The sequence below is a fragment of the Phyllobacterium zundukense genome (assembly GCF_002764115.1).
Lineage (GTDB): Bacteria > Pseudomonadota > Alphaproteobacteria > Rhizobiales > Rhizobiaceae > Phyllobacterium > Phyllobacterium zundukense.
Genome location: NZ_CP017945.1, coordinates 13396 through 38245, shown reverse-complemented (window position 1 = coordinate 38245; position 24850 = coordinate 13396). Strand labels below are relative to the sequence as shown.

The window sequence follows — 24850 nt, the reverse complement described above, 5'->3', positions numbered from 1 at the left end:
GTTAAAAAAGGGGAATAAGACAATGTTGAAACAAGCGATTTTTACAACATGCGCCTTGGCAATATCGTTCAGTGCCCATTCTGCGGAGGGCGGTACGGTTACATATGATGACAATTTCGGCGTCAAGACGGGATGGGACTTGTCGTCGGACGACGCTTATCTCGGCTCACGCGCAGGCTGCTTTGAGGGACTGGTCCGCATTGGCTATGACACAAAGCTCGAGCCAAGCCTTGCCGAGTCCTGGACACAAGCCGGCCCTACCGTCTGGGAGTTCAAATTGCGTAAGGGCGTTAAGTTTCAAAACGGTGAACCGTTCAACGCCGAAGCAGTCGCCAATGCGTTGAACAACCGACTGAAAGCGCCGGTTCCGGCACGGGCCTTTTCGTCAAAGCTGATCGCCTCTGTCGAGCCGGTCGGCGAAGATGTGGTGAAGATCACGACGGTTGAGCCATCGGTACTATTGCCCGCGCAAATGGCGAGCCCCGCGACGACCATCCTTGCCCCCGCCGCCTATAAGACCGGAAAAGTCGATCCGATCGGAACCTGCACCGGTCCCTTCAAGATAACAGAGGTCGATCCCAACCAGTATATGATCCTTGCGCCAAACCATGAGTATTGGGGTGGTATGCCCAAACTTGCCGGGGGCCGCGTGAATTTTGTGCCGGACGCCGACACTCGCGCAACCCAGATCCGTACCGGCGAAGCGCAAATCTCGCGACTGGTACCGCCGTGGACCGTCAAGACAATCGAGTCGACAGCGGGCGTGAAGGTGGCGCCAATACCGTCGCCACGTATAACGGAACTCTTGCTGAACAATGCAAAGCCACCATTCAACAATGTGAAGGTGCGGCAGGCGATCCAGGCGGCCATTGATAGTATCGGCATTGCGGAAAGTATCTATGAGGGTGTGGTGAAGGGCGCAACGATGCCATTTGCACCGGGCGAACCCTGGGCTCAGCAAGAGCCGGAACCGGCTTATGATGTCGACAAGGCGAAAGCGTTGCTCGCCGAAGCAGGTGTGGCGCCTGGCAGCCTCACAGTAGGCCTTCTGGCTTATACGGCTAAAACCGAACTGAAGGACGTCGCGGCTATCATCCAGGCGCAATTGCAGGAGATCGGCATAAAGGTCGAGGTCCGGGTCGCCGACTACAGCGCAATCGAGCCCGACCTTTTGTCCGGCAATTTCGACATGGCGCTGATGTCGCGCGGTTATACGACCGACGTTGCCGAACCCGTAGGCTTCCTCAATGCCGACTACACCTGCGGTGGCAGTTATAACATCTCGCACTATTGCAACGAAGATACCGACAAGCTGATCAAGTCAGCCTACACGGTTGCTGAGCCTGAAAAGCGTTACGCCATCTATGAAGAGGCAGTCAGAAAGCTCTATGAAGAAGCCGTCTCTGTTTTTCTGATCCATGAAACTGTCTTCGATGCCTATTCGGACAAGCTTGAAAACTACAAGCCGCATCCGCTGAACTACTATGTCCTGACCAAGGACCTGGCGACAAAGTAACAAATGGTCTCCCAAGATTATGCCAGAGCCCCGGTTCCAACGAGCCGGGGCTTTTCAAATCCGGCTGCCGCAGCTGAACCTGTCATCCCAACTTATGAGAGAGAATTCCATGCCCAACGTTATCAGCGTTCACCCCTTAGTCGTCCAGGCTGGCCCACGTGTACTTTCTTCCGGCGATCCTTTTGCCAAAGCGCGGGTTGTGGTGTTTTCGGCGGAGGACAAGATAGTGGCAGGTTCCTGCGGGCTTGCATCCGGTACGAGCGGCAGCACTAGCTATCCCCACCATGAACTCATCATCGTCAGAGGCGGAAAACTCATTCTCGACGACGGAATTCGGGTTGTGACGCTGGTCCAGGGAAGTGTTGCAGTCGTCCCGCAAGGCATTAGCGTTGGGTGGAGCGCAGATGTCTTAGCCAAATGGGATTTTATGAGCTTTGCAGGCGAGGCAGATCCTGCGGCAAAGGAAACGGGTATCGTCCTCTTCGATCTCGACGCTCCGCGTCCACCATCCGCAAGCCCATCGGCGGAACTACTGATTTCCGCCGAGCCGCGATGCCAAAACCGCCGCTGGTATGTGGATCCATCGGGGGAGTGGACAGCCGGCGTATGGAGTTCGACGCCCTATCACCGCCGCCCAATGAACTACGTCTATTATGAGATGATGCACATGCTCGAAGGACAGGTAGAGATCGGCGACGGCAATGGTGAGGATACGATCTGGAGCCCGGGTAAAACGTGTCTCCTGCCGAAGGGTGCATCGCTGGCATGGAATAGCCGGGAAGATGTTCTGAAGATTTATGGTACATGGCGGCCGTCATAAACCAACGAGGTAATTCAGATCAGCCAACATCCGGTACAAAATAAGTCTGGCCCCAGCCTCTTATGGAAGAGGGCGGGGCCATTTTTTCGGGTCAGGCTGTAGCCAATATCCGGGATGTCGTCGCTGGAGGTGTTCCGGTTTTCTCTTCTTGAGATAGCCAAGCAAGCGCATCGCATTGAGTGTCACCAGAACCGTTGCGCCGGTATCGGCAAACACCGCAATCCACAGACCGGTGACGCCAAGGACGGTGGTCACCAGAAACGCTACCTTCAGCCCAAGCGCGATCGTCACGTTCTGTCGAATATTGCGCATGGTGGCCCGGGACAGCCCGATCAGTATCGCGATGTCCTGAACACGGTTGCGAAGCAAGGCAGCGTCGGCCGCCTCAAGCGCAACATCGGTGCCTGATCCCATAGCCACACCAACATGGGCAGCTGCCAGCGCCGGCGCATCGTTGATGCCATCACCAACCATGACAACCTTGCGCTTCTCCGCAAGTTCCCGGATCGTCATCACCTTGTCTTCGGGCATCATTTCAGCGCGGGCTTCAACGCCGAGTTCACGTGCTATCGCAGCTGCCGTTGCCTTATTGTCACCTGTCAGCATCACAGTATCGATGCCGGCCGCCTTTAGCGCCGCAATGCCCGCACGGGCGTCACGGCGTGGCTCGTCACGCAATGCCAGGAGGCCAATCGCTTCGCCGTTCGCTATTGCGACAACCACAGTCTTGCCTTCTGCTTCGAGCGTGTGAATCTGCCGGGCTAGCGGTTCACCGATCGTTCCGGCTTCACGGGCAAAACGCGGCGCTCCGATAAAGATTTTCTGACTGCCGACTTCACCCTCGACGCCCTTGCCTGCAACGCTCTTTACAGTCCTTGCGTTGACGGGAGAGACATTTTCAGCGGTCGCGCGGTCCACAATCGCCTTGGCAAGCGGATGACTCGATTCCCGCTCGAGAGCGCTGACAGTTGCCAGAAAGGTTGCGATGTTGCCGTCACCGGCGACGATGTCCGTAACGACGGGTTCACCGCGCGTCAGCGTTCCCGTCTTGTCGAAGGCGACAGTCTGGGCGCCGGCCAAGGCTTCGATGACCGCACCACCCTTGATAAGCAAGCCGTGCTTTGCAGCCGAAGACAGGCTGGAGGCGATAGCGGCCGGTACCGAGATGACGAGCGCGCATGGGCAGCCGATCAGGAGCAGAGCCAGAGCGCGATAAATCCATGTTCCCCATTCTGCGCCGACGACGAGCGGCGGGACAATTGCGACGAGGATGGCGATGCCGACAATGAGCGGCATGTAGATACGGGAGAAGCGGTCGATGAAACGCTCGGTCGGAGCCTTGGAATCCTGAGCCTCCTCGACCAGCGTAATGATGCGGGCGATGGTATTGTCCTGTGCAGCGCGGCTGACACGGATACGCAATGTTGCCTCGTGATTGATGGATCCGGCGAAAACCGCGGCACCGGGCTCCTTCAGGCGCGGAACCGATTCACCAGTAATCGGTGATTCATCGACACTCGACATGCCCTCCACGACTTCGCCGTCGGCAGGAATGCGGTCACCAGTGCGTGCGACAACGACCTGGCCGATGCGCAACGTATCGGCCGCGACTTCACGGAGCTGGCCGGTTTCCTCGACAAATGCTGTCTTCGGGACGAGCGCCCCGAGCGCCTTGATCCCAGCACGGGCCTTGCTAGCGGCAAAGCCTTCGAGGACTTCCCCTACCGCAAAAAGGAAGACCACGACGGCCGCTTCCTCTACAGCACCGATTACAATTGCGCCCGCTGCAGCGATGGTCAGAAGCATTTCGATCGTGAAGGGGGCGCCGGCAAGGGCAGCCATGATGGCGCGCCGTGCAATTGGAGCCGCTGCGACGATGGTTGCCAGTAGGAACACCCAATAGGAGAGCTCCGGCAGAACCAAACTCGCAACATAGGAGGTGCCAAGCAATGCACCGGCGATAACGGCAATTTTCGCCTTCGGCGTTTGCCACCAGCGGCGCGGTGACGGGATAGCCGTGGACGGGGCGCTGCCTTGGCCGATACGGCTCGGTTTGTAACCAAGGGATGCCACCTTGCTCTCTACAAAATGGGATGGCGTCAGGCGCTCGTTGAGGGCTAGCATAAGGGTTTCGTTTGTCACCGAGACGCGGATATCCGAGACGCCAGGGACGCGTTCAAGAGCCGTGCGGATCGTTGCAGCACAACTCGCGCAATCCATTCCTTCGACCTTCCAGACAAGATGATCTGCCGGTGCGGGAGCCTCAGTGACAGGCACTGCGTGGTCATGGCTGCAATTCGGCCCATGGACATGCACTTCATGTTGATGCGCCGTATGGTCATGTTGTTTGGTATCATGTCCATCATGATGATCGTGGTTGCAACCCGGACCGTGAACATGGGGTGCGTGATCATGCGTCTTATGCTCATGTGCATGCCCTTGATGGTGTTCATGATCATCATGGCCGTGATTGCAGTTCGGCCCATGAATGTGGCCAGCGCCATGCTCTGCCTTTGTGGCAGGGCGACGGGTCAGGCTTGGCTCGAAACCAAGCTTGCGAACCCTTTTCTCGATTTCTGAAACGGGCGTCGCAGTCTCATCGAGCAGGAGCGACATTGTTTCCGTTGTCACCGAAATCTTCAGGTCGGAGACGCCGGGTACCCGGTTGAGTGTAGTCTTGATCGTGTTGGCGCAGCTACCGCAATCCATACCGCCGACCTTGAATGTGAAAGCCTCGCTGATGCTGCCGGAACGACTGCCCGAACCTGTCTCGGTCATCGAATATCTCCTGTTTTGATCCAAAGGATTCTTGACTTCAATGACGCTAATCCCTCTAGTAACTATAGGTTCAAGAGGAAAATTCGATGGAACGCACTTTTTCTATTGGCCGTCTTTCGACCACGACGGGCTGCAAGGTGGAAACGATCCGCTACTATGAGTCGATTGGCCTGCTGGACGAGCCCGAGCGCTCGGACGGCAACCAGCGCCGGTACCTGAAATCACACCATGAACGGCTGCTTTTCATTCTTCACGCACGCGATCTCGGTATGTCGATTGAAGCAATCCGGCAGCTGATTGCATTGTCTCGCGATCCGGACGCGCCATGCGATGGGGCAGATGAAATAGCGCGCCAGCAACTGGGATCTGTGCGTGACAAGATCCAGCGGCTCAAGCTTCTCGAAGCCGAGTTGCAGCGTGTGGTCGAAAGCTGTGACGGGCACCGTATCGGCGATTGCCGGGTCATTGAAGCACTGGCCGAATGTGGCGCTTGCCACAGGGATCATCGTGCTCCGCGTTAGCTGCGGTCGTCGTGATCGAACAACGCTGTCAGCGGATAATAATTCTTGATGAAGGGTGATTTGATCACGATGTAGCTGAAATACTTTTCGATTCCGATATTGCGTTCGAGCAGGTTCTCGACAATGCCCTGATAGTGGACAACGCCGCGTGTGATGAATTTGAGAAGGTAATCATAGCCGCCGCTGACGAGATGGCATTCAACGATCTCATCAATATTGCGGATGGCGTTCTCAAAACGGACAAAGTCCTCCCGGCGATGGTCCGACAGTGTAACCTCGGTGAAGACCGATACTGTTTCTCCCAGTTTGGCAATATTGATCTGGGCGCCATAGCCCGTAACATAGCCGGCCTGCTCGAGCCGCTTCACCCGCATCAGACACGGGCTCGGTGACAGCCCCACGGCGTCGGCGAGATCGACATTGGTGATGCGGCCATTCTTCTGAAGCTCGTAAAGAATTTTAAGATCGATCCGGTCGAGCTTAGGTAGTCTCATCGCATGGCTGCCTTATGGTTCCTCTTTGACGATACTGCTCTAATACCCGATGAGGTTGCAAGGATGATCGCACGCCGACACACTTTGTCTGCCGTTAAAGGTCAGAGTTCAAAGAGTTGGCCGATTGACACCGGCGACTGGGCAGCAGCCGTGCGCCGCCGGTATGTAAGCGATCAGGCGTTGGCTTCTGGCGTGTAGCCTGCGGCGGTGATGATTTCCGCAATACGCGCAGCATCCGAAACGCCTCCAACCGAAACGATGCGTTTTACAGGGTCGGCATGCACAGCGGCACCGGGGACGGTCTTTTCAATGGCGCCCTTGATCACACCTGCGCAATGGCCGCAGGTCATGTCGTCAACACGGAACGAGACGTCGGCATTAACGGGCGCGGTAGTTTCGGAATGGTGCTCGTGAGCTGTGCACATAGGCGGTTCTCCTAGGTTAAATTGTCGAATGAAAAGAGCCTGAACTATTCCAACGTGGGAAGGTCAAGCGCTTTATTTCAAGCCGGCTCACTGATCGCCGCACGCACTTCTTTCAGATCCAGAACGCTATCGAGTGTCGCGCGCACGCGCTCGACGATGAGATCAATTTCGTCGGCCGTGCAGGTCAATGGCGGAGCGAAACCAAGCACATCGTCGGTGAAGGCGCGCAGGATGAGGCCCTTGCGATAGGCTGAGTCGAACAGGCGCTCGCTAAGCTGCAGATCGGGCTCGAACTTTGTCTTGGACGCCTTGTCGCTGACAAGCTCGACGGCGGCGAGCAGGCCGCGCCCGCGCACATCACCGACGAGGGGATGGTCACGCAGACGGTCAAGGCCCGCAATGAAGCGGTCGCCCATCTTCTGGCCGTTCGCCAGCAGCCCGCCGTCAGTGTAGAGTTTAAGCGTTGCAAGACCGGCCGCCGCACTGACGGGATGGGCTGAATAAGTGAAGCCATGACCGACAGCGGCAGAACCTGCGCTCTCGGCGATGGTCTGGTAGATTTCCTCGCGCATGAACAGAGCACCCATCGGCACATAGCCGGATGTCAGGCCCTTGGCCACCGTCATCATGTCCGGCACGACTTCTTCCGTTTCGCAGGCAAAAAGCGGCCCGGTCCGGCCGAAACCGGTGATGACCTCATCTGCCACGAAGAGTACATCGAGATCCCGGCAGGCTTCGCGCATGGCCTTGAGCCATCCGGCAGGCGGCACGATAACGCCGCCAGAGCCCTGGATCGGTTCGCAGAAGAACGCGGCCACATTGTCGGCGCCTAGCTGCTCGACCCGCTGCCGCAATGTTTCGACCGAAGCGGCAATGATGGCAGACGAATCATTCCCGGCCGGATTGCGGTAGGGGTACGGCGATGCAATTTTATGCTGCCACGGCAAAGGCAGGTCGAAACCCTTGTGGAAGATCGGCAGCGCCGTCAGGCCTGCGCCCGTTGAGGACGAGCCGTGATAGCCGCGCTCGAGCGTGATGAATTGTTTCTTCTGCGGCTTGCCGAGTGCATTGAAATAGTAGTGGATGAAGCGGACGGCAGAATCGACTGCATCGGAACCGCCGAGGGTGAAATAGATGCGATTTAGATCACCGGGCGAGTGTTCGGCAAGTTCTGCGGCCAGCCGGATTGCTGGTTCACTGCCAAGTGAGAAATATCCCGTAGCATAAGGCAGGCGGCGCATTTGCTCCGTCACTGCGTCGACAATCGAATCCTGCCCGTAACCTGCATTGACACACCAGAGACCAGCAAAACCATCGATAAGCTCATGTCCACTCGCGTCCTTGACAAAGACGCCCTTGGCCGATTGTAGCACTGTTACGCCACGACCTTCATGACCCCGGTAGGAGGCGACCGGGTGGATAAGATGCTCGCGATCGAGTTCGATAAGAGAGTTGCTCAGCATGTCATGTCCTTTCGAATTGTCATGCTTTCAAGTTCGCATTGCGGACAAAAAATGGCATGCTGAACAGGGCTACCTTTCCACTATGGGATGCTCTTTTCGCGAACAGGGCAGCGGGAGATGCTGTTTATCCCAAGGCCTGATTTGTCAGGGTGAAAATGCGGTGACCCGGCGCAGGTCGCGGAGGATTGCCGCGGACCATTGTCGTTCCGCCGCCGGCCTTGGGCAGGCCGCTTGCTTCGAGCCAATCGCCAAGGCCACTATCATCCGGCGTATCGATACGCAGGAAATCCTCGCTCTGAGCCGCGAACCAGGCCGAAATTAACACCTGTGCAGCTTTGGGGTCTGAGGCAATGACCGGTCCGACGACAGAGCCGCGGCCAAAACGGCGCAGAATTGCATAGCCGTCCAACTGTCCGCTTCGCTCCAGTACGAGACGAAGAGGCATTGGCGCTTGCTGATCATCCGGAATTCGGCCTTGCGTCAGGGGTCTATACCCGCGATCTGTCTCGGGCTTTACGAATGGTGCGCGGCCTGGAAGCCGGGACGGTCTGGATCAACCGTTACGGTCGTTCGGACGACTTTATAATGCCGACGGGCGGCTACAAGAGTTCGGGCATCGGCAAGGATCTGGGACGGGAAGCCTATGAGGCCAATCTTCGGTCCAAATCGGTGCTGATCGATATCTGACGGCTTATTCGGCGACTTCGTCTACCAACTGTCCGAGTGCGTTCAGGCAATCGTCAAGTTCGGATTTCAGGACATACTCGTTGGGGCGATGTGCGCGGGCGATATCGCCCGGCCCGCATATGATCGAGGGGATGCCCGCGGCTTGATAGAGCCCGGCTTCGGTCCCATAGCTGACAGCACCGGCGCAGGTCTGCCCAGATATTTTTTCGGCGAGAGTGGCAAGCGCGTCGGTCTCGTCGAGATCAAGTGCTGGATAAGTGCTGAGAGTCTGTATCTCGAACCGCAGCCCGGAACCCTCTGCAGACAATTCTGTAATCCGCGCTCTGATGGGCTCCATCAATGTGGTGGGATCGATCCCGGGAACCGCCCGTGCTTCAATATCGATCGTGCATTTCTCGGGAATAACATTGAGAGCGGCTCCGCCGGCGATGACGCCGATCTGCATGCTCGAATAGGGCGGAACGAACCGCTGGTTGAAAGGGCCGTCTGCTGCGAGGCGAGCAGCTTCGTCACGGATGGCCGTAAGAATATCTGCACTGGCATGGATCGCGTTAAGACCGAGATCAGGCCGGGAGGAATGCCCCGATTTGCCGTGGATAGAGATCTGGCAGCCGATCTTGCCCTTGTGCCGCAACACCGGTTGCATGCCCGACGGCTCTCCGACGAAACAGCCGATCGGCTTGGCGCAAAGCGTCGGTATCCGGTCGATCAGATGTCTGACGCCGACGCAGCCCGCCTCCTCGTTATAGGAGAAGGCGAGGTGGATCGGTCGCGTCAATGGGCGGGCGACAAAAGTTGGAACTGAGGCTAGGACACAGGCGACGAAGCCCTTCATGTCGACGGCGCCACGCGCGATCAGCCGTTTGCCGTCCTCGCGCAGGCGGAACGGATCGCTCGACCAGGTTGGTTCCGTTGCCGGAACGACGTCAAGGTGGCCAGATAGAATGTAACCGGGCCGATTAGCGGGCCCAATCGTTGCAAAGAGATTGAAACGATCACCTTCCGGCCCGGCGATAATGCTTGAATCGATACCATATTGAGCCAGATAGGACCGGATATAGTCGATGATCGCGGCATTCGATGTCCTGACGACGGATGGGAAGCTGACGAGATTCGCCAATAATTCCTGCACAAGCATTTTATGCTCCTCATCGAGGCACATCTGGCTGTATGGGCCGCATGCGCTCTTGGTGATCCGGCCGAATTCCGGCTCTCAAACGCGACTATGCTGGGATCATGACCCATTTCAAGCACCGGAAATGATCTCAAGAACATTCAGCAGGCTATGCTGAAATGGTGTCGCGAATTGCAATGATCTTCGTGCAAAACAGCTTTGTCAGGGAGCCATGCTGCCCTTTTGGTCCTACAGTTGCAGCGCTATCTGCGATAACAAGGGGAACACGGAGCAAGCAATGCCGACTTTCAAGCCGAAATATATTTCCTTCGACTGCTACGGGACGCTGACACGGTTCCAGATGTCGGAAGTGGCGCGTTCGCTTTTCGCTGATCGCGTTGCCGACGAGAGCATGGATGCCTTCTGCAAGGACTTTGCGGCTTATCGCCTGGACGAAGTTCTCGGCGACTGGAAACCCTATGAGCAGGTACTGAAAAATGCCGTACGCCGTACCTGTCAGAAATGGGGTGTCGACTATGACGATGCCGATGGCCGGCAGTTCTACGATGCCGTTCCAACCTGGGGCCCGCATGCGGATGTTCCAGCTGGTCTCGCCAAGGTCGCAGAGCACTATAAGCTGGTGATCCTTTCAAACGCTTCCAACGACCAGATTCATTCCAATGTCGAAAAGCTCGGTGCGCCGTTCTACAAGGTGTTCACCGCCCAGCAAGCGCAGGCCTACAAGCCGCGTTTCCAGGCATTCGAATATATGTTCAGGCAGCTCGATGCAGATCCATCAGAATTCCTCCATGTCTCGTCGAGCCTGCGTTATGACCTGATGTCCGCACATGATCTCGGCATCAACAACAAGGTTTTTGTTGCACGTGGTCATGAGCCGTCGACGCCCTATTACGGCTATACCGAGATCAAGGACATCAGTGGTCTTGCTGGCGTGGTGGGGCTTTGACATTTCTCTACAAGGCCGATCCGGTAAGAGGCGCGGAATGGGCCGAGCTCTTCGCACAGAAAGCTTCGGATATGCCGTTCCGCATCTGGCCGGATGTCGGGCCGGCGGAAGAGGTGCGATATCTGGGGGCTTGGCTGCCGCCTGATAATCTTATCGAGACCTTCCCCAATCTGGAGATCCTTTTCTCGTTAGGGGCGGGGATCGATCAGTTCGATCTTTCAGCCCTTCCGGAACATCTGCCGCTGGTTCGCATGATCGAACCCGGCATTGCCGAAGGCATGATGGAATATGTGACCATGGCAGTGCTGGCTTTGCACCGCGATCTTCTGCCCTATATCGACCAGCAGCGCCGCGCCGTCTGGCAGGGAATGCGGCTTGTGACATCCGCGCAGCGGAGAGTCGGCGTGCTGGGTCTTGGCATGCTGGGACAGGCGGTTCTTGAAAAGCTACGACCATTCGGTTTCCAGCTTTCGGGGTGGAGCCGGTCATCGCGCATGATTGAGGGTGTTGATACTTATTCGGGCGTCAGCGAACTGCCGCTGTTCCTCGCCGGATGCGATATTTTGATCTGCCTCCTGCCATTGACCGATGAGACACGGGGAGTTCTGAACGCGGAGCTGTTCGCACAGCTGCCGCGTGGCGCCGCCTTGATCAGCGCCGGACGAGGTGGCCATCTGCAGCAGGACGACCTTTTGGCAGCTCTGGACAGCGGCCAGCTCAGTGGCGCCGTCCTTGATGTAATGGAGCCCGAGCCATTGCCTGTAGGCCATCCGTTCTGGTCGCATCCCAAGATTCTGCTTACACCGCATATCGCCAGCATGACGCGGCCAGAAACGGCTGTTGATCATGTACTTGACACCATCCGCCGCCATCGTGAAGGCCTGCCATTGATTGGTGCGGTCGATCGGATGCGCGGCTATTGAGGTTTCCTGTGTTTCTTGATCGTTTGCGTGACAAATCCCTCTTTCGCCAGCAGATATTCATCGATGGCGTCTGGTCGGCGGCTGCATCGAAGGCCGAACTTCCGGTCGATAACCCGGCGACCGGCGAGATCATCGGCTCGATCCCGGCCTGCGGTACCGCCGATACCAGAGCAGCCATTGATGCGGCCAAAACAGCCTTTGCGCATTGGCGCATGCGGACAGCGGCGGAACGCGCGGCAGTTCTCGAACGTTGGCACGCGCTTGTGCTGGAAAATGCTGACGATCTGGCGATTATCATGACAGCCGAACAGGGCAAACCGCTGGCGGAAGCCAGGGGCGAGGTGCTCTACGGCGCGTCCTTTATTAAATGGTTTGCCGAAGAGGCGCGCCGGATCGCCGGCAGCACGATTCCCGCGCCAACTGCGGACCGGCGTATCCTCGTCCTGAAAGAACCCGTCGGTGTCTCGGCCGTCATCACGCCGTGGAACTTTCCGAACGCCATGATCACCCGCAAATGTGCCCCAGCGCTTGCCGCCGGCTGCACTGTCGTCATCAAGCCATCGGAATTGACACCCTACTCGGCGCTGGCGCTTGTCGTCCTGCCGAGCGGGCAGGTGTGCCGAAAGGCGTGATCAACATTGTGACAGGCCTTCCGCAGGAAATCGGCGCGGAGCTGACTGGAAACCCGGCAGTTCGGAAGCTCTCCTTCACCGGTTCGACGCGTATTGGTTCGCTGCTTATGCAGGAATGCGCACCGACCGTGAAACGCTTAAGTCTGGAACTCGGTGGCAACGCGCCGTTCATCGTATTCGACGATGCGGATCTCGATCTGGCGATCGAAGGCGCGCTTGCGAGCAAATTCCGCAATGGCGGCCAGACATGCGTTTGTGCCAATCGCATTCTGGTTCAGGATGGGATCTATGATCGGTTTGCAGAACGACTTGCCGCAGCCGTGTCGACGATGCGGATAGGGTCCGGATTCGAGGCGGAGACTCAGATCGGTCCGCTGATCAATCTGGCGGCAGTTGAGAAGGTGCGCGCGCATATCGACGACGCTCGATCAAAGGGTGCTCTGGATCTGACGGAACGCAGGGATGATATTGATCAGAAGCGTTTCGTGTCGCCCATTGTCCTGGCAAATGCGACGATGGCAATGCGGGTCGCAACCGAGGAGACGTTCGGGCCGGTCGCACCGCTCTTCCGGTTCCGCCACGAAGCGGAAGCGATCGAGATCGCCAATGATACGCCCTTCGGACTTGCCGCCTATTTCTATACGGAGAATCTGCACCGGTCGTGGCGCGTTGGCGAACGGCTGGAATTCGGCATGGTGGGGTTGAACACTGGATCGGTATCAATGGAGGTCGCACCCTTTGGCGGCATCAAGCAGTCCGGCCTTGGGCGTGAGGGTGGACCGACGGGTATCGAAGAGTATCTCGAGACAAAGTCGTTTCATATCGGCGGCCTACGCACCGAAGCCTGATCTTGACGAGGAGACGACCATGAAGTCCTACAATATCGCCCTTATTCCGGGAGATGGGATCGGCGTCGATGTCATCGAGGCAAGCTGGCTTGTCCTAAATGCCGTCGCCCGGCGCTTCGGTTTTGAACTGGCATCCAAAACCTTCCCCTGGTCTTGCGAATATTATCTCGAACATGGGGTCATGATGCCGGCTGACGGGATCGAGCAATTGCGCCCATTCGATGCCATTTTTCTCGGTGCTGTCGGATGGCCCGCACGGGTCCCGGATGCCGTTTCGCTGCATGGGCTGCTTTTGCCGATCCGCAAATCCTTCGATCTCTACGTGAATGCACGGCCTCACCGCCTTTTGAGGGGGGTAGAGGGCCCGCTGCGCAGCAGTGGCTTTGATATTCTTTGTATTCGGGAAAACACCGAAGGCGAATATAGCGGCGCGGGCGGGCGGGTACATCAGGGCAGCACAAACGAGGTTGCCGTCGAAACGGCGATCTTCACCCGCAACGGTGTCGAACGTATATTGCGCTACGGCTTTGAAGCTGCGCGGAAGCGCTCAGGAAAACTCGCCTCGGTCACGAAGTCCAATGCGCAGAAATATTCGATGGTGTTCTGGGATGAGGTCACTGACGCGCTTGCGGCCGAGTATCCGGATGTCAAAGTTTCGCGCTATCACGTCGATGCAGTTGCCGCCCGTTTCGTCACCAATCCGGAAACGCTCAATGTGGTTGTCGCCTCCAATCTCTTCGGCGACATTCTGACTGATCTCGGCGCCGCGATACAGGGCGGATTGGGCTTTGCAGCCTCTGCCAATATCAATCCGGCAGGCGGAGTTCCGTCGATGTTTGAACCGGTGCATGGCTCCGCACCTGACATTGCCGGAAAGGGCATCGCCAATCCGCTTGCAACAATCTGGGCGGGTGCCTTGATGCTTGAACATCTCGGAGAACAGCAGGCAGCCTCGGCGCTGATCACGGCGATGGAAAACGTCACGGCGCAACGGACAGCATTGACGCCGGACATGGGCGGAACATCACCGACAATGGATGTGGCAAACGCCGTGATCAAAGCGTTGTGACAGGATCATTTCCGATAATTACGTATGGTGAGCGATTTTCGTCTTGACCCTCCTACTGTTGGAAGGTCCATGGTTCGCATACGAACTGTAATGGAAAAATAAGATGCCCGCATTCATGCGCCAATTCTGGGGAAGCCGCTCAAGACCTCTGAAGGTCTTGATGGTGCTTGCCCTTTTGGTCATGACGACGATGAAACTCAGCGCTATTTCAGATAATGGATCAAATGTCTTCAAGTCGCCCGATGTAGCGGCAGTACAACTCGATCGCCATTCGCATGATGCCGGTCACACTGCGACAGATGCCGGTACGATGACAGTTTCCAAATATGACCTAACCGCTCATAAGCACGCTGGAAAGCACCAGTCCGTTAATACGGATTGTGCCGTTCATTGCTCGCCGCTCGCCGCACTGGCCTCGGTTCACGTACAGATCATGGGTCTCCCATCGCGCAATTTCGAACCTGTGCCACACCGAGTGCTCGCCTCGACTGTGCATGACAATCAGACGCGACCGCCCAAACATCTGATCTAACGATCCGCCAATCGGCGGATGAACACTGCACGACAACAGGTCAGTGCAGATTCAGACTCTCGTTCAAATCAGGTTGGAACATGAAAATCGCTGCATTTCTTGCGGTCGCATCGGCGCTGGCTGGTGCTGGATGCACTGCATCACCACGGCTAGCCGATATGGCCGCAGAGCCAGCCGCCAATCCGTCGTTTAGCACGGCTTCCGGCCACTACCGTTCTGTGTTGGGCTCCTATCAGCATAGGGAACCCGTTGATCCGAAGAACTGGCGACAGCTCAATAAAGATCTTGCTCCGAAAGGAGAAGGTTCATGAGGCGGGCGTTTTTGAAAATTGTCGTCGCAGTTGCAGGGCCTCTGGTGATCTCGGGTTGTGTGACGTCGGGCACCACGGCTGGGGTTTCGGATCCCGTCGCCGGGTTCAGCACGGTTCAGGCCCGGACTTCGGGCGCGATCGGTAAGCAGGCGGTCTGGGCGCAGTCCCAGGCGGAAACGAAAGCGCTGGGTGAACGCACCCGCAGCCTCGTGTACAAGAAGACCATTGGACCCGACACGGCCGTCCAGGTGGCCCTTCTGAACAATCGTGGCCTGCAGGCCGCCTACGCCGAGGTTGGACTGTCGGCTGCCGATGTCTGGCAGGAGACGATGCCCGTCAATCCGACGGCGTCCGTCAGCTATAGTTCCATCGGTATCGGCCGCATTATCGAAACGGCGATCACGGGCAATATCCTCGCACTGATCACCCAGTCCAGACGCGTCGGCGTCGCCGATGCACGTTTCCGCCAGGCGCAGTTGAAGGCGGCAGAGGAGACTTTGCGTGTGGCGGCTGACACGCGTCGCGCCTGGATCAATGCTGTGTCAGCGTGGGAAACGGTATCCTATCTCAACCGTTCCCAAGTAGCCGCGGATGCCGCATCGGACCTTGCGCAAAAGCTTGGGGAAACCGGAGCGTTTTCCAAGACCGGACAAGCGCGAGAACACGTGTTCAATGCGGAGCTCACCGGTGAAACTGCAAAGGCGCGCCTTAACGCAAGGCTGGCCAAGGAAGAACTGACCCGCCTGATGGGGCTGTGGGGTCAGGACGTGGACTACAGTGTCCCCAACGCTCTTCCCTCGCTGACAAAGGGGCCAAAGACCAAATCCGGCATCGAGGCGGAAGCACTGCACAATCGGGTCGATCTTGAAGTCGCGAAGCTTGAACTCGAAGCCACCGCGAAATCCTACGGGCTCACCGACGCGACGCGATACGTCAGCGATCTCCAACTCATGGGTGGTGTCGAGGTGGAGCGCGAAGAGGAAGAGGGTGAGAAGAAGGACGTGGTTTCGGGTGCGGCCGAATTGGAATTCACCATCCCGATCTTCGACACCGGAAAGGCGCGCATGCGGAAGGCGGAATTTTCCTATATGCGCGCGGCAAATCTCCTTGCGGAGAAGGCTGTCAATGTCCGCTCCGAGGTGCGCTCTGCCTACCAGGCCTACCGATCCAACTACGATATCGCCCGCCATTACCGCAACAGCGTCGTTCCGCTGCGGGTGAAAATCGAGGAAGAGTCGGTCCTCACCTATAACGGCATGATCACCAACACTTTCGAACTTCTGGCAGACACCAGGGCCAAGATCACTTCCAACATTTTATCCCTCAACGCCAAGCGCGAATTCTATCTGGCCGAAGTCAACCTCGGAACCGCGATCTATGGCGGCGGTTCCGGCGGCGGAAGCGGCGAGACCGAAGTCGCCAGTGCCGCGGCGGAGGCAGGCGAAGAATGAACAAGGAGCCGACAATGTTTTCAAGACGTCAACTATTGGGCGCTGGAGCTGTTCTAGCAGGCGCCGCTGCCTGGACCAAAACATCGGCCATGGGTTTGCCCGACGCTCCGACCATGGAAGCGCCGGAAACACAACCACCGCTGTTTCCGACTTCAGGTCCGGATTACCAACCCGTCGCCACGCTCAACGGCTGGACGCTGCCGCACCGGATGAACAATGGCGTAAAGGAGTTTCATCTGGTGGCCGAACCCGTTGAACGGGAGTTTGCGCCCGGCATGACTGGCTATCTGTGGGGCTACAACGGCCAGTCGCCCGGTCCGACGATCGAAGCGGTGGAAGGAGACCGCGTCCGCATCTTCGTCACCAACAAACTGCCCGAACACACAAGCGTCCACTGGCATGGCATGATCCTGCCCTCGGGCATGGACGGCGTGGTTGGTCTCACTCAACCTGGTATCCCGTCGGGTAAGACATTCTTCTACGAGTTCGATCTCGTGAAGAGCGGCACCTTTATGTATCACCCGCACGCCGATGAAATGGTACAGATGGCGATGGGGATGATGGGCTTTTTCGTCATCCATCCGAAAGACCCGAAGTTCATGCGTGTTGACCGGGATTTCGTATTCCTGCTCAACGCCTATGACATTGACCCCGGCTCCTATGTTCCACGCGTCATGGAAATGACCGACTTCAATATCTGGAGCTGGAACAGCCGGATTTTTCCGGCCATCGATCCCCTCGTCGTGTCGAAGAATGACAAGGTGAGGGTGCGCGTCGGCAATCTGACGATGACCAATCATCCAATCCATATGCATGGTTACGACTTTGAAGTTACCTGTACGGATGGCGGCTGGGTTCGTCCCGAAGCCCGTTGGCCGGAAGTATCGATCGACATTCCCGTCGGGGCCATGCGGGCCTACGAATTCGACGCTATCTACGCCGGCGACTGGGCAATTCACTGCCACAAGTCGCACCACACGATGAACGCCATGGGACATGACGTGCCGACGTTTATTGGTGTCGACAAGTCAAAACTGGCTGAGAAAATCCGCAAGGTACAGCCGGAATATATGCCCATGGGCAATCGCGGCATGGCTGATATGGGCGAAATGGAAATGCCCCTGCCGGACAACACGATCCCCATGATGACCGGGACAGGGCAGTTTGGTCCCATCGAAATGGGCGGCATGTTCTCGGTCGTCAAAGTTCGCGAGGGCATTTCGGAAAAGGATTACGCGGATCCCGGATGGTACCAGCATCCGAAAGGCACTGTCGCCTTTGAGTGGACTGGTGACCTGCCAGCTGCCGAGAAGGCTATCGGGCCTGAAACCCAAACGCCTGACGCCACCAAGCATTCCCAAGGGCACAAGGGGTGAGGAAACCCGCATCAACAATCACACGGAGACCGAAGCATGAAAACTGAGTTAAAATTGGTACTCGCCTTAATGACGGCAATAGTCGTCACTCCGGCATTCGCTGCCGGCAATCACGCTGGAGGCCATGATGTCATGGAAATCGGCAAGCCCGGCACCAAGGCAGCGGTAAAACGTACCGTCACCATCTCGATGAAGGAGAAGGACGACGGCTCGATGGTCTTCGAGCCGGCGGTATTGAAGGTCAAAACGGGAGAAACCGTCCGCCTCAAATTCAAGAATACCGGCGAAACCGACCATGAGTTCGTCATGGACCGCTACGAAGGCATTCAGGAGCATAAGGCTCTCATGGAGAAATTCCCGGAAATGGAACATGCCGACCCCAACTCCATCCGCCTTGCCGCCGGGGGCAGCGGCGAAATCATCTGGACTTTCGCCAAGGCCGGAGAATTCGGCTTCGCCTGCCTCATTCCCGGACACTACGAGGCAGGCATGAAGGGTGACATCACCGTCGCTCCATAAATCCATTCCCAAAAGCAACCATCGATAGAGGAAACCGAAATGAAATCCATCATCAAGACCGTATTGATCGCACTTGCCGCAGCTGCAATTTCGACTGTCTCAATGGCAGCCGAATTCACCAAGGGCGAGGTGAAGAAAATCGATCTCAAGCAAAAGAAGATCACCATCAAGCATGAGGAGCTCAAGAGCTTGGACATGCCTGCGATGACGATGGTGTTCGTTGTCAGCGACGATACTCTGCTTGCCAAGGCAAAACAGGGCTCACCGATCGAGTTTGTTGCCGAGAAGGTCAACGGCAAACTCACAGTTACGGAGATCAAGTAAAGTTCCCGCAAAGAGCGCCAGCGACTCTTGCAGGTCGTTGGCCTCGTTGACCGCAGATGGCCTGAGACTAAGAACAATTTCAGACAATGCTTCCAGGCGCGGTAGTCGAAGCGTGGGTTGTTGATGTTAACCGCGAACATGAAGGATTATCCGCCAGAACCTATTTGAGCTGGAGGGCTACTCATTCAATAGCTCTACCAAACTGTCTGAACGAGTGGAGAAAAACGGCTGCTTTCAAGTAGAATTGAATAACATTACATGATGTTCATTATTTCACGGCCCGTTCGCGGAGTATTCTCAAGTTGTCGATACACAATGAGCCGGCGCCTTTGACGAAATGCTGCAGCTCGGCAAAACAGCCGTGCAGCGCGGGAGTCCGTTCAAAGTCCGGACCAAGGAGATCGTTATGAAAAAGTTCATCGTTACTATCTCTGCCTTGCTTCTGACCGCTGGGACTGTCGCAGCTCAGGGAGCAAGCTTATATTCCCCAGCAATGAATGCGGTTTATAAGAAAACCGCCCATCCGTCCGTCACCGATGTGCATAGTACCACCGGAACTGTCGAGAGCTTCAACCCGAAATCAAAGACGGTGCAACTGACCAGCGGTACGATATACCAACTGCCAAGGAATGCCGACTTTCGGGGTGTGGCCATCGGCGAGAAAGTGAGGATCACCTGGGATGCGCAAAACCCGTACGGTACGTCATTTGGCAACAATGAAACCGACGAATTCAACGCAACCCGCCTCGTGATTGTACACTGACTGTTACAATCGCCATCTTGGTTCGAAAGTCCGCCAGGAGCCGTTGTTACTGCTGGCGGACTTTCGGCGATAGGAGCGCAACCCACTTTTGCCCAGCGGCGGTGACCGGAAAGGCGCTTGTAGAACAGCCCGGAATGCAGTGATCACTTTTCCTGTACAAAAACGACGGCATACTCGTCTGAATACGCTTGCCGCCAATCGGGTAATTCGGCAAAAAAAGGAATGCGATTGTCGTCAATCGATAACACCGCCCACTTGGCCGCGTAGATCTTTAGCTGTTCTTGTAGAATGGATTTTCCACCGCTGCTTCCGGCGGCCATACTTTTCGTCATGAAGCCGTTCAAAAACAGCTGATCGGTCCGCCCGTCGATGTAGGTTTTGATTCCGTGGAAAATGAGTGTGCCGCCCAAAATATAAGAATTGAAGACGTTCCCAGTGAGATTGTGCTGTGCGGCGAAAGCAAGAGCACCCTCTGCCGAAGTCTTCCGGCTCGGCTGGATTTGCGAAACCGAAGAAAACAATACCGCTGTAAGCACCAGCAAGACACCAGTTACTGCTGAAATTGCATGAAAATGGCTGGCGAAAAGTTGCTCCAACCGGTCGCGCTGCCCGTTGGCCCATTTCTGGACTGAAACCCACGGAAAATGTTCGCCGATCTCTGCCGCAAGGACAAGCGGAACGAGCAGAACAAACATGTAGTAAAAACGCTGATGGGTGAGGAAGAGGTGCAGATTGAAGATGAGGAATATCGCCTTCACCCAGCCAATTTGCAGTCTTGAGACTAAAAGCCCGAAAAGCGCTGCGAGCAGGGCGCCTTCCTGAAGGTAGGACTTCGAGGCATTAAACGGCTGCCATTCGATGATATAGGGCACGGCCTCATTACCATAGGCCACTGTGAAAGTCGCAAGGATAGCCTGGACACCGTAGGGATTGAGCAAGGTTACGAGAGGGCAAAGCATCCCAAAAGCAATCCATCTGCCCAAGAGGCCGGGCTTGGACAAACCCGAACGCGCGAGAAAATCGAGGCCGGCGAAGGCAGCGATAATAAAGCCGAATGTGAACGTAGCGTGCAGGTTTGTCCAAAGACAGAGAAGCGGAAGCAGCCATAACGGGGGCGCTTGATCCTTGCGCGCAGCCCGGAAGAGTTCCGCAGTCCAGATGATGATGATGGGAAGGGTAAAGATGACGGGACGCGCGGTATACATTGGGTTGATGAGAAGCGCTGGGACAAGTGCCAGTCCCAGTGTCACCGCGGGTTTCAAAGAGGCGCTGAGGTACCATGCAAGCAGGAAGACCGTCAGCGTGATTGCGGCGATGGTCAGCAGCGCGACGCCATTCCAAGCGCCAGCTTTGTAGGCAAGTGCAAAGAAAACCTGTCCCAGCCACTCTTTTGCGATCCAGGGGCTCCCGGCAAAGGTGTAGGAGTAGGTATCGATCGTCGGAAAGGCGCGGCTCGTCAGGAGGTCCAGCCCGACCTTTACGTGCCACCAATTGTCGGGGTCTTGCAGAAGGGAACTGGCGGAGAAAAGCAATGTGGCCGCCTCGATAATTGCGGCGATCAGGCAAAATAACAGCCTGATGCGTTGCGTTTTTTCCATCGATGGGCTTGCCTCAAGCGCTATCGTCCTGTGCATGTCGTTTATCACCCTGTCGAGAGTCGCTGTGTCCTCTGCCATTAGGCTGCGTCCGGCGAGATATCGTCCGGGACAAACACGTAATAAGCTGAACCGAAATAGAAGATGGTCGTATAGACACAGATGCCCACCAGATGGACCAACGGGTTCTCCAGCAAACCCATCGAACGGGCTGCCAGCACGACAGTCAAATTGGCACTGTAGGCAACCAGAAAGACTATTGCGTATCTGCCGACAATGCCCGCTCGAAGGCTCTTCGTCTTACGGAAGGTCCATTGGCTATTGAGGCAGAAACCGAGGATCAGACCGGCGGCATAACCTGAAAGATTGGACCAAACGTCGCCCCAGTCCAAGGCAAGCAAAACCAGGATTACGCCGTATCCCAGCAACGTATTCAAGAGACCGACAACTCCGAAGCGCAACATTCGCCTGTAGTCAGCGTTTGACAGCGTGGACAAAATATTGCGCTCCAATTGGAATATTGGTGAGATGACGCTCGAATGGCCGCAGGCGGGCGAGTATCCGCGGAAAGAAGATGCGGTACACGATGTCGGTTTTAGCGAGACCGGCCCTGGCCATTCGTATCTGCATATCCCTGGCTTTGATTAGGACCGCATTTTCGTCGAAGCGACAGTTTGTGACGGCATGCAGTGTTAGCGGGTTCCAAGGATTGTGCTCAAAGAGGAAGAAGCTTCCGTCTTTTGCCAAAACCCGGTCGATTTCCTTCAGGAGACCCACATGGAGGTTGTCCGGGATATGGTGAAAAACGCAGGCCGTGAAGACCAGATCGAAATGACCATCCCCATAGGGGATTGTTCTGCCGTCGAAATGTTGGAATTGTGCCTGACCCGGAAAGCGTTTTCGAGCAATGTCGATCGATTGTGAGGACGGGTCGAGCAGGGTGATTTCGCTATCGGGAAACGCACTTCGCATGGGGCCCAATGAGTTGCCAACACCCCCACCGAAATCGAGTATCCGGCGCGGCTTTACGCCGATGGACGCGAGTGTCGCGACAACATCGTCAATCTTGTATTTTGCAAAGAACTCCGGCGTTTCGCCGCTCAGGCGGATACTGGCCGCGTGCTGCTCATGGTATTCGGCGGCGAACTGATCAAATTCAGCCTCAAACACGCACCACCTCCTTCACAAGTTCTTGAAGACGATGGACATGCAAGTCTTTGTTTTGGTCGGCTGAATTGCAGGCGACAATTTCGTTGACGAGGTAAAGCGGCCGGCGCTTTGTCTCCATGTACATTCGCCCAAGATATTCGCCGAAAATACCAAGGACCAGCAGCTGAACGCTCCCCAGGATCAGAACTATGGCGGCGAGACTGGTCCAGCCAGGCAACACATTGCCGACAAGCCAGGAAAAGATCGTGTAGCCGAGCGCGAAAAGCCCCAGGATACCGAAGATCATACCGAAATGTGACGCAAAGCGGAGTGGCACGACGGAGAAACTTGTCATTGCATCCATTGCCAGGAGAAGCATCTTTCTCAAGGGATAGTGCGTCGTTCCAGCAAAGCGCTGATGCCTTTCGTAAGGTAGAGCAACCTGCTTCAACCCGATCCAACTCACCATCCCGCGAATGAAGCGATAGCGCTCCGGCATGGCATTCAAATGATCGAGGGTCCGGCGGCTCATCAACCGGAAGTCACCGGTGTCTGGAGCGATATCGACATCGACCATTCGGCGCAGGAGACGATAAAACATTGCAGCCGAAGCTCGCTTGAACCAGCTTTCACCCTCACGCTTCACTCGCTGGCCGTAGACAACATCGTAACCTTCATCCATTTTCGCCATCATTTGCCCGACAAGTTCCGGCGGGTCCTGAAGGTCGGCATCAAGAATGAGAATTCTCTCACCACGACAGAATTCAAGGCCAGCACTGAGTGCGATCTGATGACCATAATTGCGCGCGAGGTCTATTGCGGTGAGATGAGCATCCTTTGTGGCGAGATCAAAGATCGCGCGGCGTGTGCCATCGGTCGGACCGTCAATAACGAATACGATCTCGTAGGAATGTCCGACGTGCTCCTGACAGGCCGCGGTTACGCGGCGGTAAAGCTCCCCGATGCCATCTGCCTCGTTGTAACAAGGAATGACAGCAGACAGCGCAATGTCCTGCCGGGCAAATATCTCCGCGTCTGACACCCGTCCAACCCCCGTGTTTTCGCAACAGGTGTAAGATCAATTGGTTAGAAAACAGATAAACAACTTGGACAAATAGTCTGTTTCGCGCTCGCGACGTTCTTTTTGAAGCGGATGAACGGGTCAGAGTTAATGTAGTTGGGTGTGGACGCGCGCAAGCGCTCGATTGCGCCGTCTGGGTGGTTAATGCCTACGCCGCAATGCTTGGCTGATGTTGACAGTCACCCAATATATCTATAAATCCAGATATATGGAAAAAGAACAAACGATTGAAGCATTTTCGGCACTTGCGCAAACCACACGCATGGACGCCTTCAAGCTCATCGTCACGCATGAGCCGGATGGTATCGCAGCAGGAGAGGTGTCCCGGATACTCGACGTACCGCAGAACACCATGTCGACGCATCTCGCCATCCTTTCGCGGGCAGGTCTTGTTTCAGCGGAGCGGCAGAGCCGTTCGATCATTTACCACGCCAACTTCGAAAATCTGCGCGAAGCCATCAATTTCCTCTTGAAGGATTGCTGCGCCGGCCATCCTGACATCTGCGCTCCGTTGCTCGCCGACATCGTTCCATGCTGCCCGCCTAAGGAGAAGTTCAATGCATGACCGCATCTACAACGTCCTCTTCCTCTGCACCGGAAACTCTGCACGGTCGATCCTGGCAGAATCGATCTTGAACACGGAGGGCAAGGGACGCTTTCGCGCGTTCTCAGCTGGCAGCCAGCCGAAGGGGGAAGTTAACCCGTTCGCCCTGAAGGTGCTCGATGCGCTGGGATACCCAACGGAGGGATTCCGGTCCAAGAGCTGGGACGAATTCGCGATTGCTGGCGCGCCCGAGATGGACTTCATTTTCACAGTCTGCGACAGCGCAGCGGGAGAGGCGTGCCCGGTTTGGCCAGGACATCCCATGACGGCTCATTGGGGCATTGAGGATCCTGCCGCCGTCGAAGGCATAGACATCGAAAAGGAGAGAGCCTTCTCGCTTGCTGCCCGCTACATGAAGAACAGGATCATGGCATTCCTAAACCTGCGACACGATTCCGTCGACCGGTTGTGGCTGACAACAAAGCTGGAAGCCATCGGCCGTCGTGAGGGGTTGGAAGCGGAAGAGATCAATCCGATCGATACTGACTTCGAGACGGCTCTTCAAGCGGCATCACTGCCGACCGAGGATCTTGCCGAATCCACAGGCAAGTTCTTTCGATTTGCTGACCGCCAGGGCAATCCTGTCGGATATGGCGGCATCGAATTCTATGGCAAGGATGCGCTGTTGCGCTCGATCGCGGTGCCGCCGGAAGCACAAAAGCATGGGCACGGCAGCGCCATTACACGTCTGTTGCTCCGATATGCCGATATTCAGGGCGCGGAAACGGGCTATCTCCTGACGACTGATGCTGTTCCGTTTTTCAGTAAACTCGGCTTCCACTCGGTTGACCGAACCGCTGTGCCCGCCGCGATCCTGGCAACGCCGCAGGCCACGAGCCTATGCCCCGCGACAGCGTCTGTGCTGTCTCGATCCGTTTCGATCTGAGG

General features: G+C 56.5%; 24 protein-coding genes and 3 pseudogenes. 17 read left to right on the top strand and 10 right to left on the bottom strand.

Annotation, left to right across the window (positions count from 1 at the left end; all coding sequences use genetic code 11):
* The first annotated feature begins 22 nt into the window (after nt 1–22).
* Both BLM14_RS29995 and BLM14_RS29990 read left to right on the top strand, forming a co-directional pair.
* Nucleotides 23–1516, top strand: coding sequence for an ABC transporter substrate-binding protein (locus BLM14_RS29995; protein WP_100003724.1), 1494 nt, complete (start codon nt 23–25; stop codon nt 1514–1516).
* 109 nt (nt 1517–1625) lie between these two features.
* Nucleotides 1626–2336, top strand: coding sequence for a cupin domain-containing protein (locus BLM14_RS29990; RefSeq protein ID WP_157929639.1), 711 nt, complete (start codon nt 1626–1628; stop codon nt 2334–2336).
* Nucleotides 2337–2396: 60 nt separating this feature from the next.
* Here BLM14_RS29990 and BLM14_RS29985 read toward each other — a convergent pair whose 3' ends face one another.
* Nucleotides 2397–5114 carry a heavy metal translocating P-type ATPase gene (locus tag BLM14_RS29985; protein ID WP_100003722.1) on the bottom strand — a complete coding sequence of 906 codons (2718 nt, stop codon included), beginning with the start codon at nt 5112–5114 and terminating at the stop codon, nt 2397–2399.
* Between the two features lie 86 nt (nt 5115–5200).
* Here BLM14_RS29985 and BLM14_RS29980 point away from each other — a divergent pair, with 86 nt between their 5' ends.
* Complete coding sequence (locus tag BLM14_RS29980; protein WP_162293278.1) at nt 5201–5635, top strand: MerR family transcriptional regulator; 435 nt, start codon at nt 5201–5203, stop codon at nt 5633–5635.
* On the opposite strand, the gene BLM14_RS29975 is transcribed toward BLM14_RS29980, so the two are convergent.
* The 4 genes from BLM14_RS29975 to BLM14_RS29960 form a co-directional block, all read right to left on the bottom strand.
* Entirely contained in the window at nt 5632–6129 is a 498-nt protein-coding gene (locus tag BLM14_RS29975) for an Lrp/AsnC family transcriptional regulator (protein WP_100003721.1), read from the bottom strand. The two genes, BLM14_RS29980 and BLM14_RS29975, sit on opposite strands and share 4 nt — an antisense overlap.
* A gap of 173 nt (nt 6130–6302) precedes the next feature.
* Entirely contained in the window at nt 6303–6554 is a 252-nt protein-coding gene (locus BLM14_RS29970) for a heavy-metal-associated domain-containing protein (protein WP_100003720.1), read from the bottom strand.
* 77 nt (nt 6555–6631) lie between these two features.
* Nucleotides 6632–8017 (bottom strand): aspartate aminotransferase family protein, encoded by a 1386-nt coding sequence (locus BLM14_RS29965; RefSeq protein ID WP_100003719.1) that lies wholly within the window; start codon nt 8015–8017, stop codon nt 6632–6634.
* A 124-nt stretch (nt 8018–8141) separates the two neighbouring features.
* Entirely contained in the window at nt 8142–8462 is a 321-nt protein-coding gene (locus tag BLM14_RS29960; RefSeq protein ID WP_237143761.1) for a GNAT family N-acetyltransferase, read from the bottom strand.
* On the opposite strand from BLM14_RS29960, the pseudogene BLM14_RS29955 reads away from it, so the two are divergent.
* A pseudogene (locus BLM14_RS29955) lies at nt 8450–8704 on the top strand (aldehyde dehydrogenase family protein); the annotation flags it as partial. The gene BLM14_RS29960 and the pseudogene BLM14_RS29955 sit on opposite strands and share 13 nt — an antisense overlap.
* A gap of 4 nt (nt 8705–8708) precedes the next feature.
* Here the strand turns inward: BLM14_RS29955 and argE are convergent.
* A complete protein-coding gene (argE, locus tag BLM14_RS29950; RefSeq protein ID WP_100003716.1) occupies nt 8709–9842 on the bottom strand; it encodes an acetylornithine deacetylase in 1134 nt (377 codons plus the stop codon).
* A gap of 274 nt (nt 9843–10116) precedes the next feature.
* On the opposite strand from argE, the gene BLM14_RS29945 reads away from it, so the two are divergent.
* The 10 genes and pseudogenes from BLM14_RS29945 to BLM14_RS29895 all read left to right on the top strand — a co-directional run bounded on the left by BLM14_RS29945 (nt 10117) and on the right by BLM14_RS29895 (nt 19533).
* Nucleotides 10117–10785, top strand: coding sequence for a haloacid dehalogenase type II (locus tag BLM14_RS29945; protein WP_100003715.1), 669 nt, complete (start codon nt 10117–10119; stop codon nt 10783–10785).
* Entirely contained in the window at nt 10782–11708 is a 927-nt protein-coding gene (locus BLM14_RS29940) for a 2-hydroxyacid dehydrogenase (RefSeq protein WP_100003714.1), read from the top strand. The genes BLM14_RS29945 and BLM14_RS29940 overlap by 4 nt, the downstream gene beginning before the upstream one ends.
* 8 nt (nt 11709–11716) lie before the next feature.
* Nucleotides 11717–13188, top strand: a pseudogene (locus BLM14_RS29935) (NAD-dependent succinate-semialdehyde dehydrogenase).
* Between the two features lie 19 nt (nt 13189–13207).
* Entirely contained in the window at nt 13208–14257 is a 1050-nt protein-coding gene (locus BLM14_RS29930; protein ID WP_100003713.1) for a tartrate dehydrogenase, read from the top strand.
* Nucleotides 14258–14360: 103 nt separating this feature from the next.
* Nucleotides 14361–14789 carry a hypothetical protein gene (locus tag BLM14_RS29925; protein WP_100003712.1) on the top strand — a complete coding sequence of 143 codons (429 nt, stop codon included), beginning with the start codon at nt 14361–14363 and terminating at the stop codon, nt 14787–14789.
* A 307-nt stretch (nt 14790–15096) separates the two neighbouring features.
* The gene (locus tag BLM14_RS29915) at nt 15097–16551 is read left to right on the top strand and encodes a TolC family protein (protein WP_100003710.1); all 1455 of its coding nucleotides are present in this window, start codon (nt 15097–15099) and stop codon (nt 16549–16551) included.
* Between the two features lie 14 nt (nt 16552–16565).
* Entirely contained in the window at nt 16566–17927 is a 1362-nt protein-coding gene (locus BLM14_RS29910; protein WP_100003858.1) for a multicopper oxidase family protein, read from the top strand.
* A gap of 36 nt (nt 17928–17963) precedes the next feature.
* Nucleotides 17964–18446, top strand: coding sequence for a cupredoxin domain-containing protein (locus tag BLM14_RS29905; RefSeq protein ID WP_100003709.1), 483 nt, complete (start codon nt 17964–17966; stop codon nt 18444–18446).
* Nucleotides 18447–18485: 39 nt separating this feature from the next.
* Complete coding sequence (locus BLM14_RS29900; protein ID WP_100003708.1) at nt 18486–18770, top strand: copper-binding protein; 285 nt, start codon at nt 18486–18488, stop codon at nt 18768–18770.
* A 406-nt stretch (nt 18771–19176) separates the two neighbouring features.
* The gene (locus BLM14_RS29895) at nt 19177–19533 is read left to right on the top strand and encodes a DUF1344 domain-containing protein (protein WP_157929638.1); all 357 of its coding nucleotides are present in this window, start codon (nt 19177–19179) and stop codon (nt 19531–19533) included.
* A gap of 143 nt (nt 19534–19676) precedes the next feature.
* On the opposite strand, the gene BLM14_RS29890 is transcribed toward BLM14_RS29895, so the two are convergent.
* From BLM14_RS29890 to BLM14_RS29875, 4 genes are read right to left on the bottom strand one after another with little or no spacing between them, the layout of a single operon-like run.
* Complete coding sequence (locus tag BLM14_RS29890) at nt 19677–21209, bottom strand: hypothetical protein (protein ID WP_335672099.1); 1533 nt, start codon at nt 21207–21209, stop codon at nt 19677–19679.
* A complete protein-coding gene (locus tag BLM14_RS29885) occupies nt 21209–21592 on the bottom strand; it encodes a GtrA family protein (RefSeq protein WP_100003705.1) in 384 nt (127 codons plus the stop codon). Before BLM14_RS29885 ends, BLM14_RS29890 begins: the two co-directional genes overlap by 1 nt.
* A 10-nt stretch (nt 21593–21602) precedes the next feature.
* Nucleotides 21603–22298 (bottom strand): class I SAM-dependent methyltransferase, encoded by a 696-nt coding sequence (locus tag BLM14_RS29880; protein WP_100003704.1) that lies wholly within the window; start codon nt 22296–22298, stop codon nt 21603–21605.
* On the bottom strand, nt 22291–23319 hold the full coding sequence (locus BLM14_RS29875; RefSeq protein WP_100003703.1) for a glycosyltransferase family 2 protein: 1029 nt from the start codon (nt 23317–23319) through the stop codon (nt 22291–22293). The genes BLM14_RS29880 and BLM14_RS29875 overlap by 8 nt, the downstream gene beginning before the upstream one ends.
* 247 nt (nt 23320–23566) lie before the next feature.
* Here BLM14_RS29875 and BLM14_RS29870 point away from each other — a divergent pair, with 247 nt between their 5' ends.
* From BLM14_RS29870 to arsN2, 3 genes and pseudogenes are all read left to right on the top strand, one after another.
* On the top strand, nt 23567–23923 hold the full coding sequence (locus BLM14_RS29870) for an ArsR/SmtB family transcription factor (RefSeq protein ID WP_100003857.1): 357 nt from the start codon (nt 23567–23569) through the stop codon (nt 23921–23923).
* Nucleotides 23916–24428, top strand: a pseudogene (locus tag BLM14_RS32315) (arsenate reductase ArsC); the annotation flags it as partial. The gene BLM14_RS29870 and the pseudogene BLM14_RS32315, both read left to right, overlap by 8 nt.
* Nucleotides 24414–24848, top strand: a complete 435-nt coding sequence (gene arsN2, locus BLM14_RS32310; protein WP_237143763.1) for an arsenic resistance N-acetyltransferase ArsN2 — start codon at nt 24414–24416, stop codon at nt 24846–24848. The pseudogene BLM14_RS32315 and the gene arsN2, both read left to right, overlap by 15 nt.
* Nucleotides 24849–24850 lie beyond the last annotated feature (2 nt).

Coding starts and splice junctions, on each gene's coding strand:
- BLM14_RS29960 (WP_237143761.1), bottom strand. CDS start 8,462: ATGCCTCTTCGTCTCGTACTGGAGCGAAGCGGACAGTTGGACGGCTAT.
- BLM14_RS29905 (WP_100003709.1), top strand. CDS start 17,964: ATGAAAACTGAGTTAAAATTGGTACTCGCCTTAATGACGGCAATAGTC.
- BLM14_RS29900 (WP_100003708.1), top strand. CDS start 18,486: ATGAAATCCATCATCAAGACCGTATTGATCGCACTTGCCGCAGCTGCA.
- BLM14_RS29985 (WP_100003722.1), bottom strand. CDS start 5,114: ATGACCGAGACAGGTTCGGGCAGTCGTTCCGGCAGCATCAGCGAGGCT.
- BLM14_RS29925 (WP_100003712.1), top strand. CDS start 14,361: ATGCCCGCATTCATGCGCCAATTCTGGGGAAGCCGCTCAAGACCTCTG.
- BLM14_RS29995 (WP_100003724.1), top strand. CDS start 23: ATGTTGAAACAAGCGATTTTTACAACATGCGCCTTGGCAATATCGTTC.
- BLM14_RS29965 (WP_100003719.1), bottom strand. CDS start 8,017: ATGCTGAGCAACTCTCTTATCGAACTCGATCGCGAGCATCTTATCCAC.
- BLM14_RS29870 (WP_100003857.1), top strand. CDS start 23,567: ATGGAAAAAGAACAAACGATTGAAGCATTTTCGGCACTTGCGCAAACC.
- BLM14_RS29895 (WP_157929638.1), top strand. CDS start 19,177: ATGAAAAAGTTCATCGTTACTATCTCTGCCTTGCTTCTGACCGCTGGG.
- BLM14_RS29980 (WP_162293278.1), top strand. CDS start 5,201: ATGGAACGCACTTTTTCTATTGGCCGTCTTTCGACCACGACGGGCTGC.
- BLM14_RS29890 (WP_335672099.1), bottom strand. CDS start 21,209: ATGGCAGAGGACACAGCGACTCTCGACAGGGTGATAAACGACATGCAC.
- BLM14_RS29885 (WP_100003705.1), bottom strand. CDS start 21,592: ATGTTGCGCTTCGGAGTTGTCGGTCTCTTGAATACGTTGCTGGGATAC.
- BLM14_RS29970 (WP_100003720.1), bottom strand. CDS start 6,554: ATGTGCACAGCTCACGAGCACCATTCCGAAACTACCGCGCCCGTTAAT.
- argE (WP_100003716.1), bottom strand. CDS start 9,842: ATGCTTGTGCAGGAATTATTGGCGAATCTCGTCAGCTTCCCATCCGTC.
- BLM14_RS29930 (WP_100003713.1), top strand. CDS start 13,208: ATGAAGTCCTACAATATCGCCCTTATTCCGGGAGATGGGATCGGCGTC.
- BLM14_RS29915 (WP_100003710.1), top strand. CDS start 15,097: ATGAGGCGGGCGTTTTTGAAAATTGTCGTCGCAGTTGCAGGGCCTCTG.
- BLM14_RS29910 (WP_100003858.1), top strand. CDS start 16,566: ATGTTTTCAAGACGTCAACTATTGGGCGCTGGAGCTGTTCTAGCAGGC.
- BLM14_RS29945 (WP_100003715.1), top strand. CDS start 10,117: ATGCCGACTTTCAAGCCGAAATATATTTCCTTCGACTGCTACGGGACG.
- BLM14_RS29975 (WP_100003721.1), bottom strand. CDS start 6,129: ATGAGACTACCTAAGCTCGACCGGATCGATCTTAAAATTCTTTACGAG.
- BLM14_RS29990 (WP_157929639.1), top strand. CDS start 1,626: ATGCCCAACGTTATCAGCGTTCACCCCTTAGTCGTCCAGGCTGGCCCA.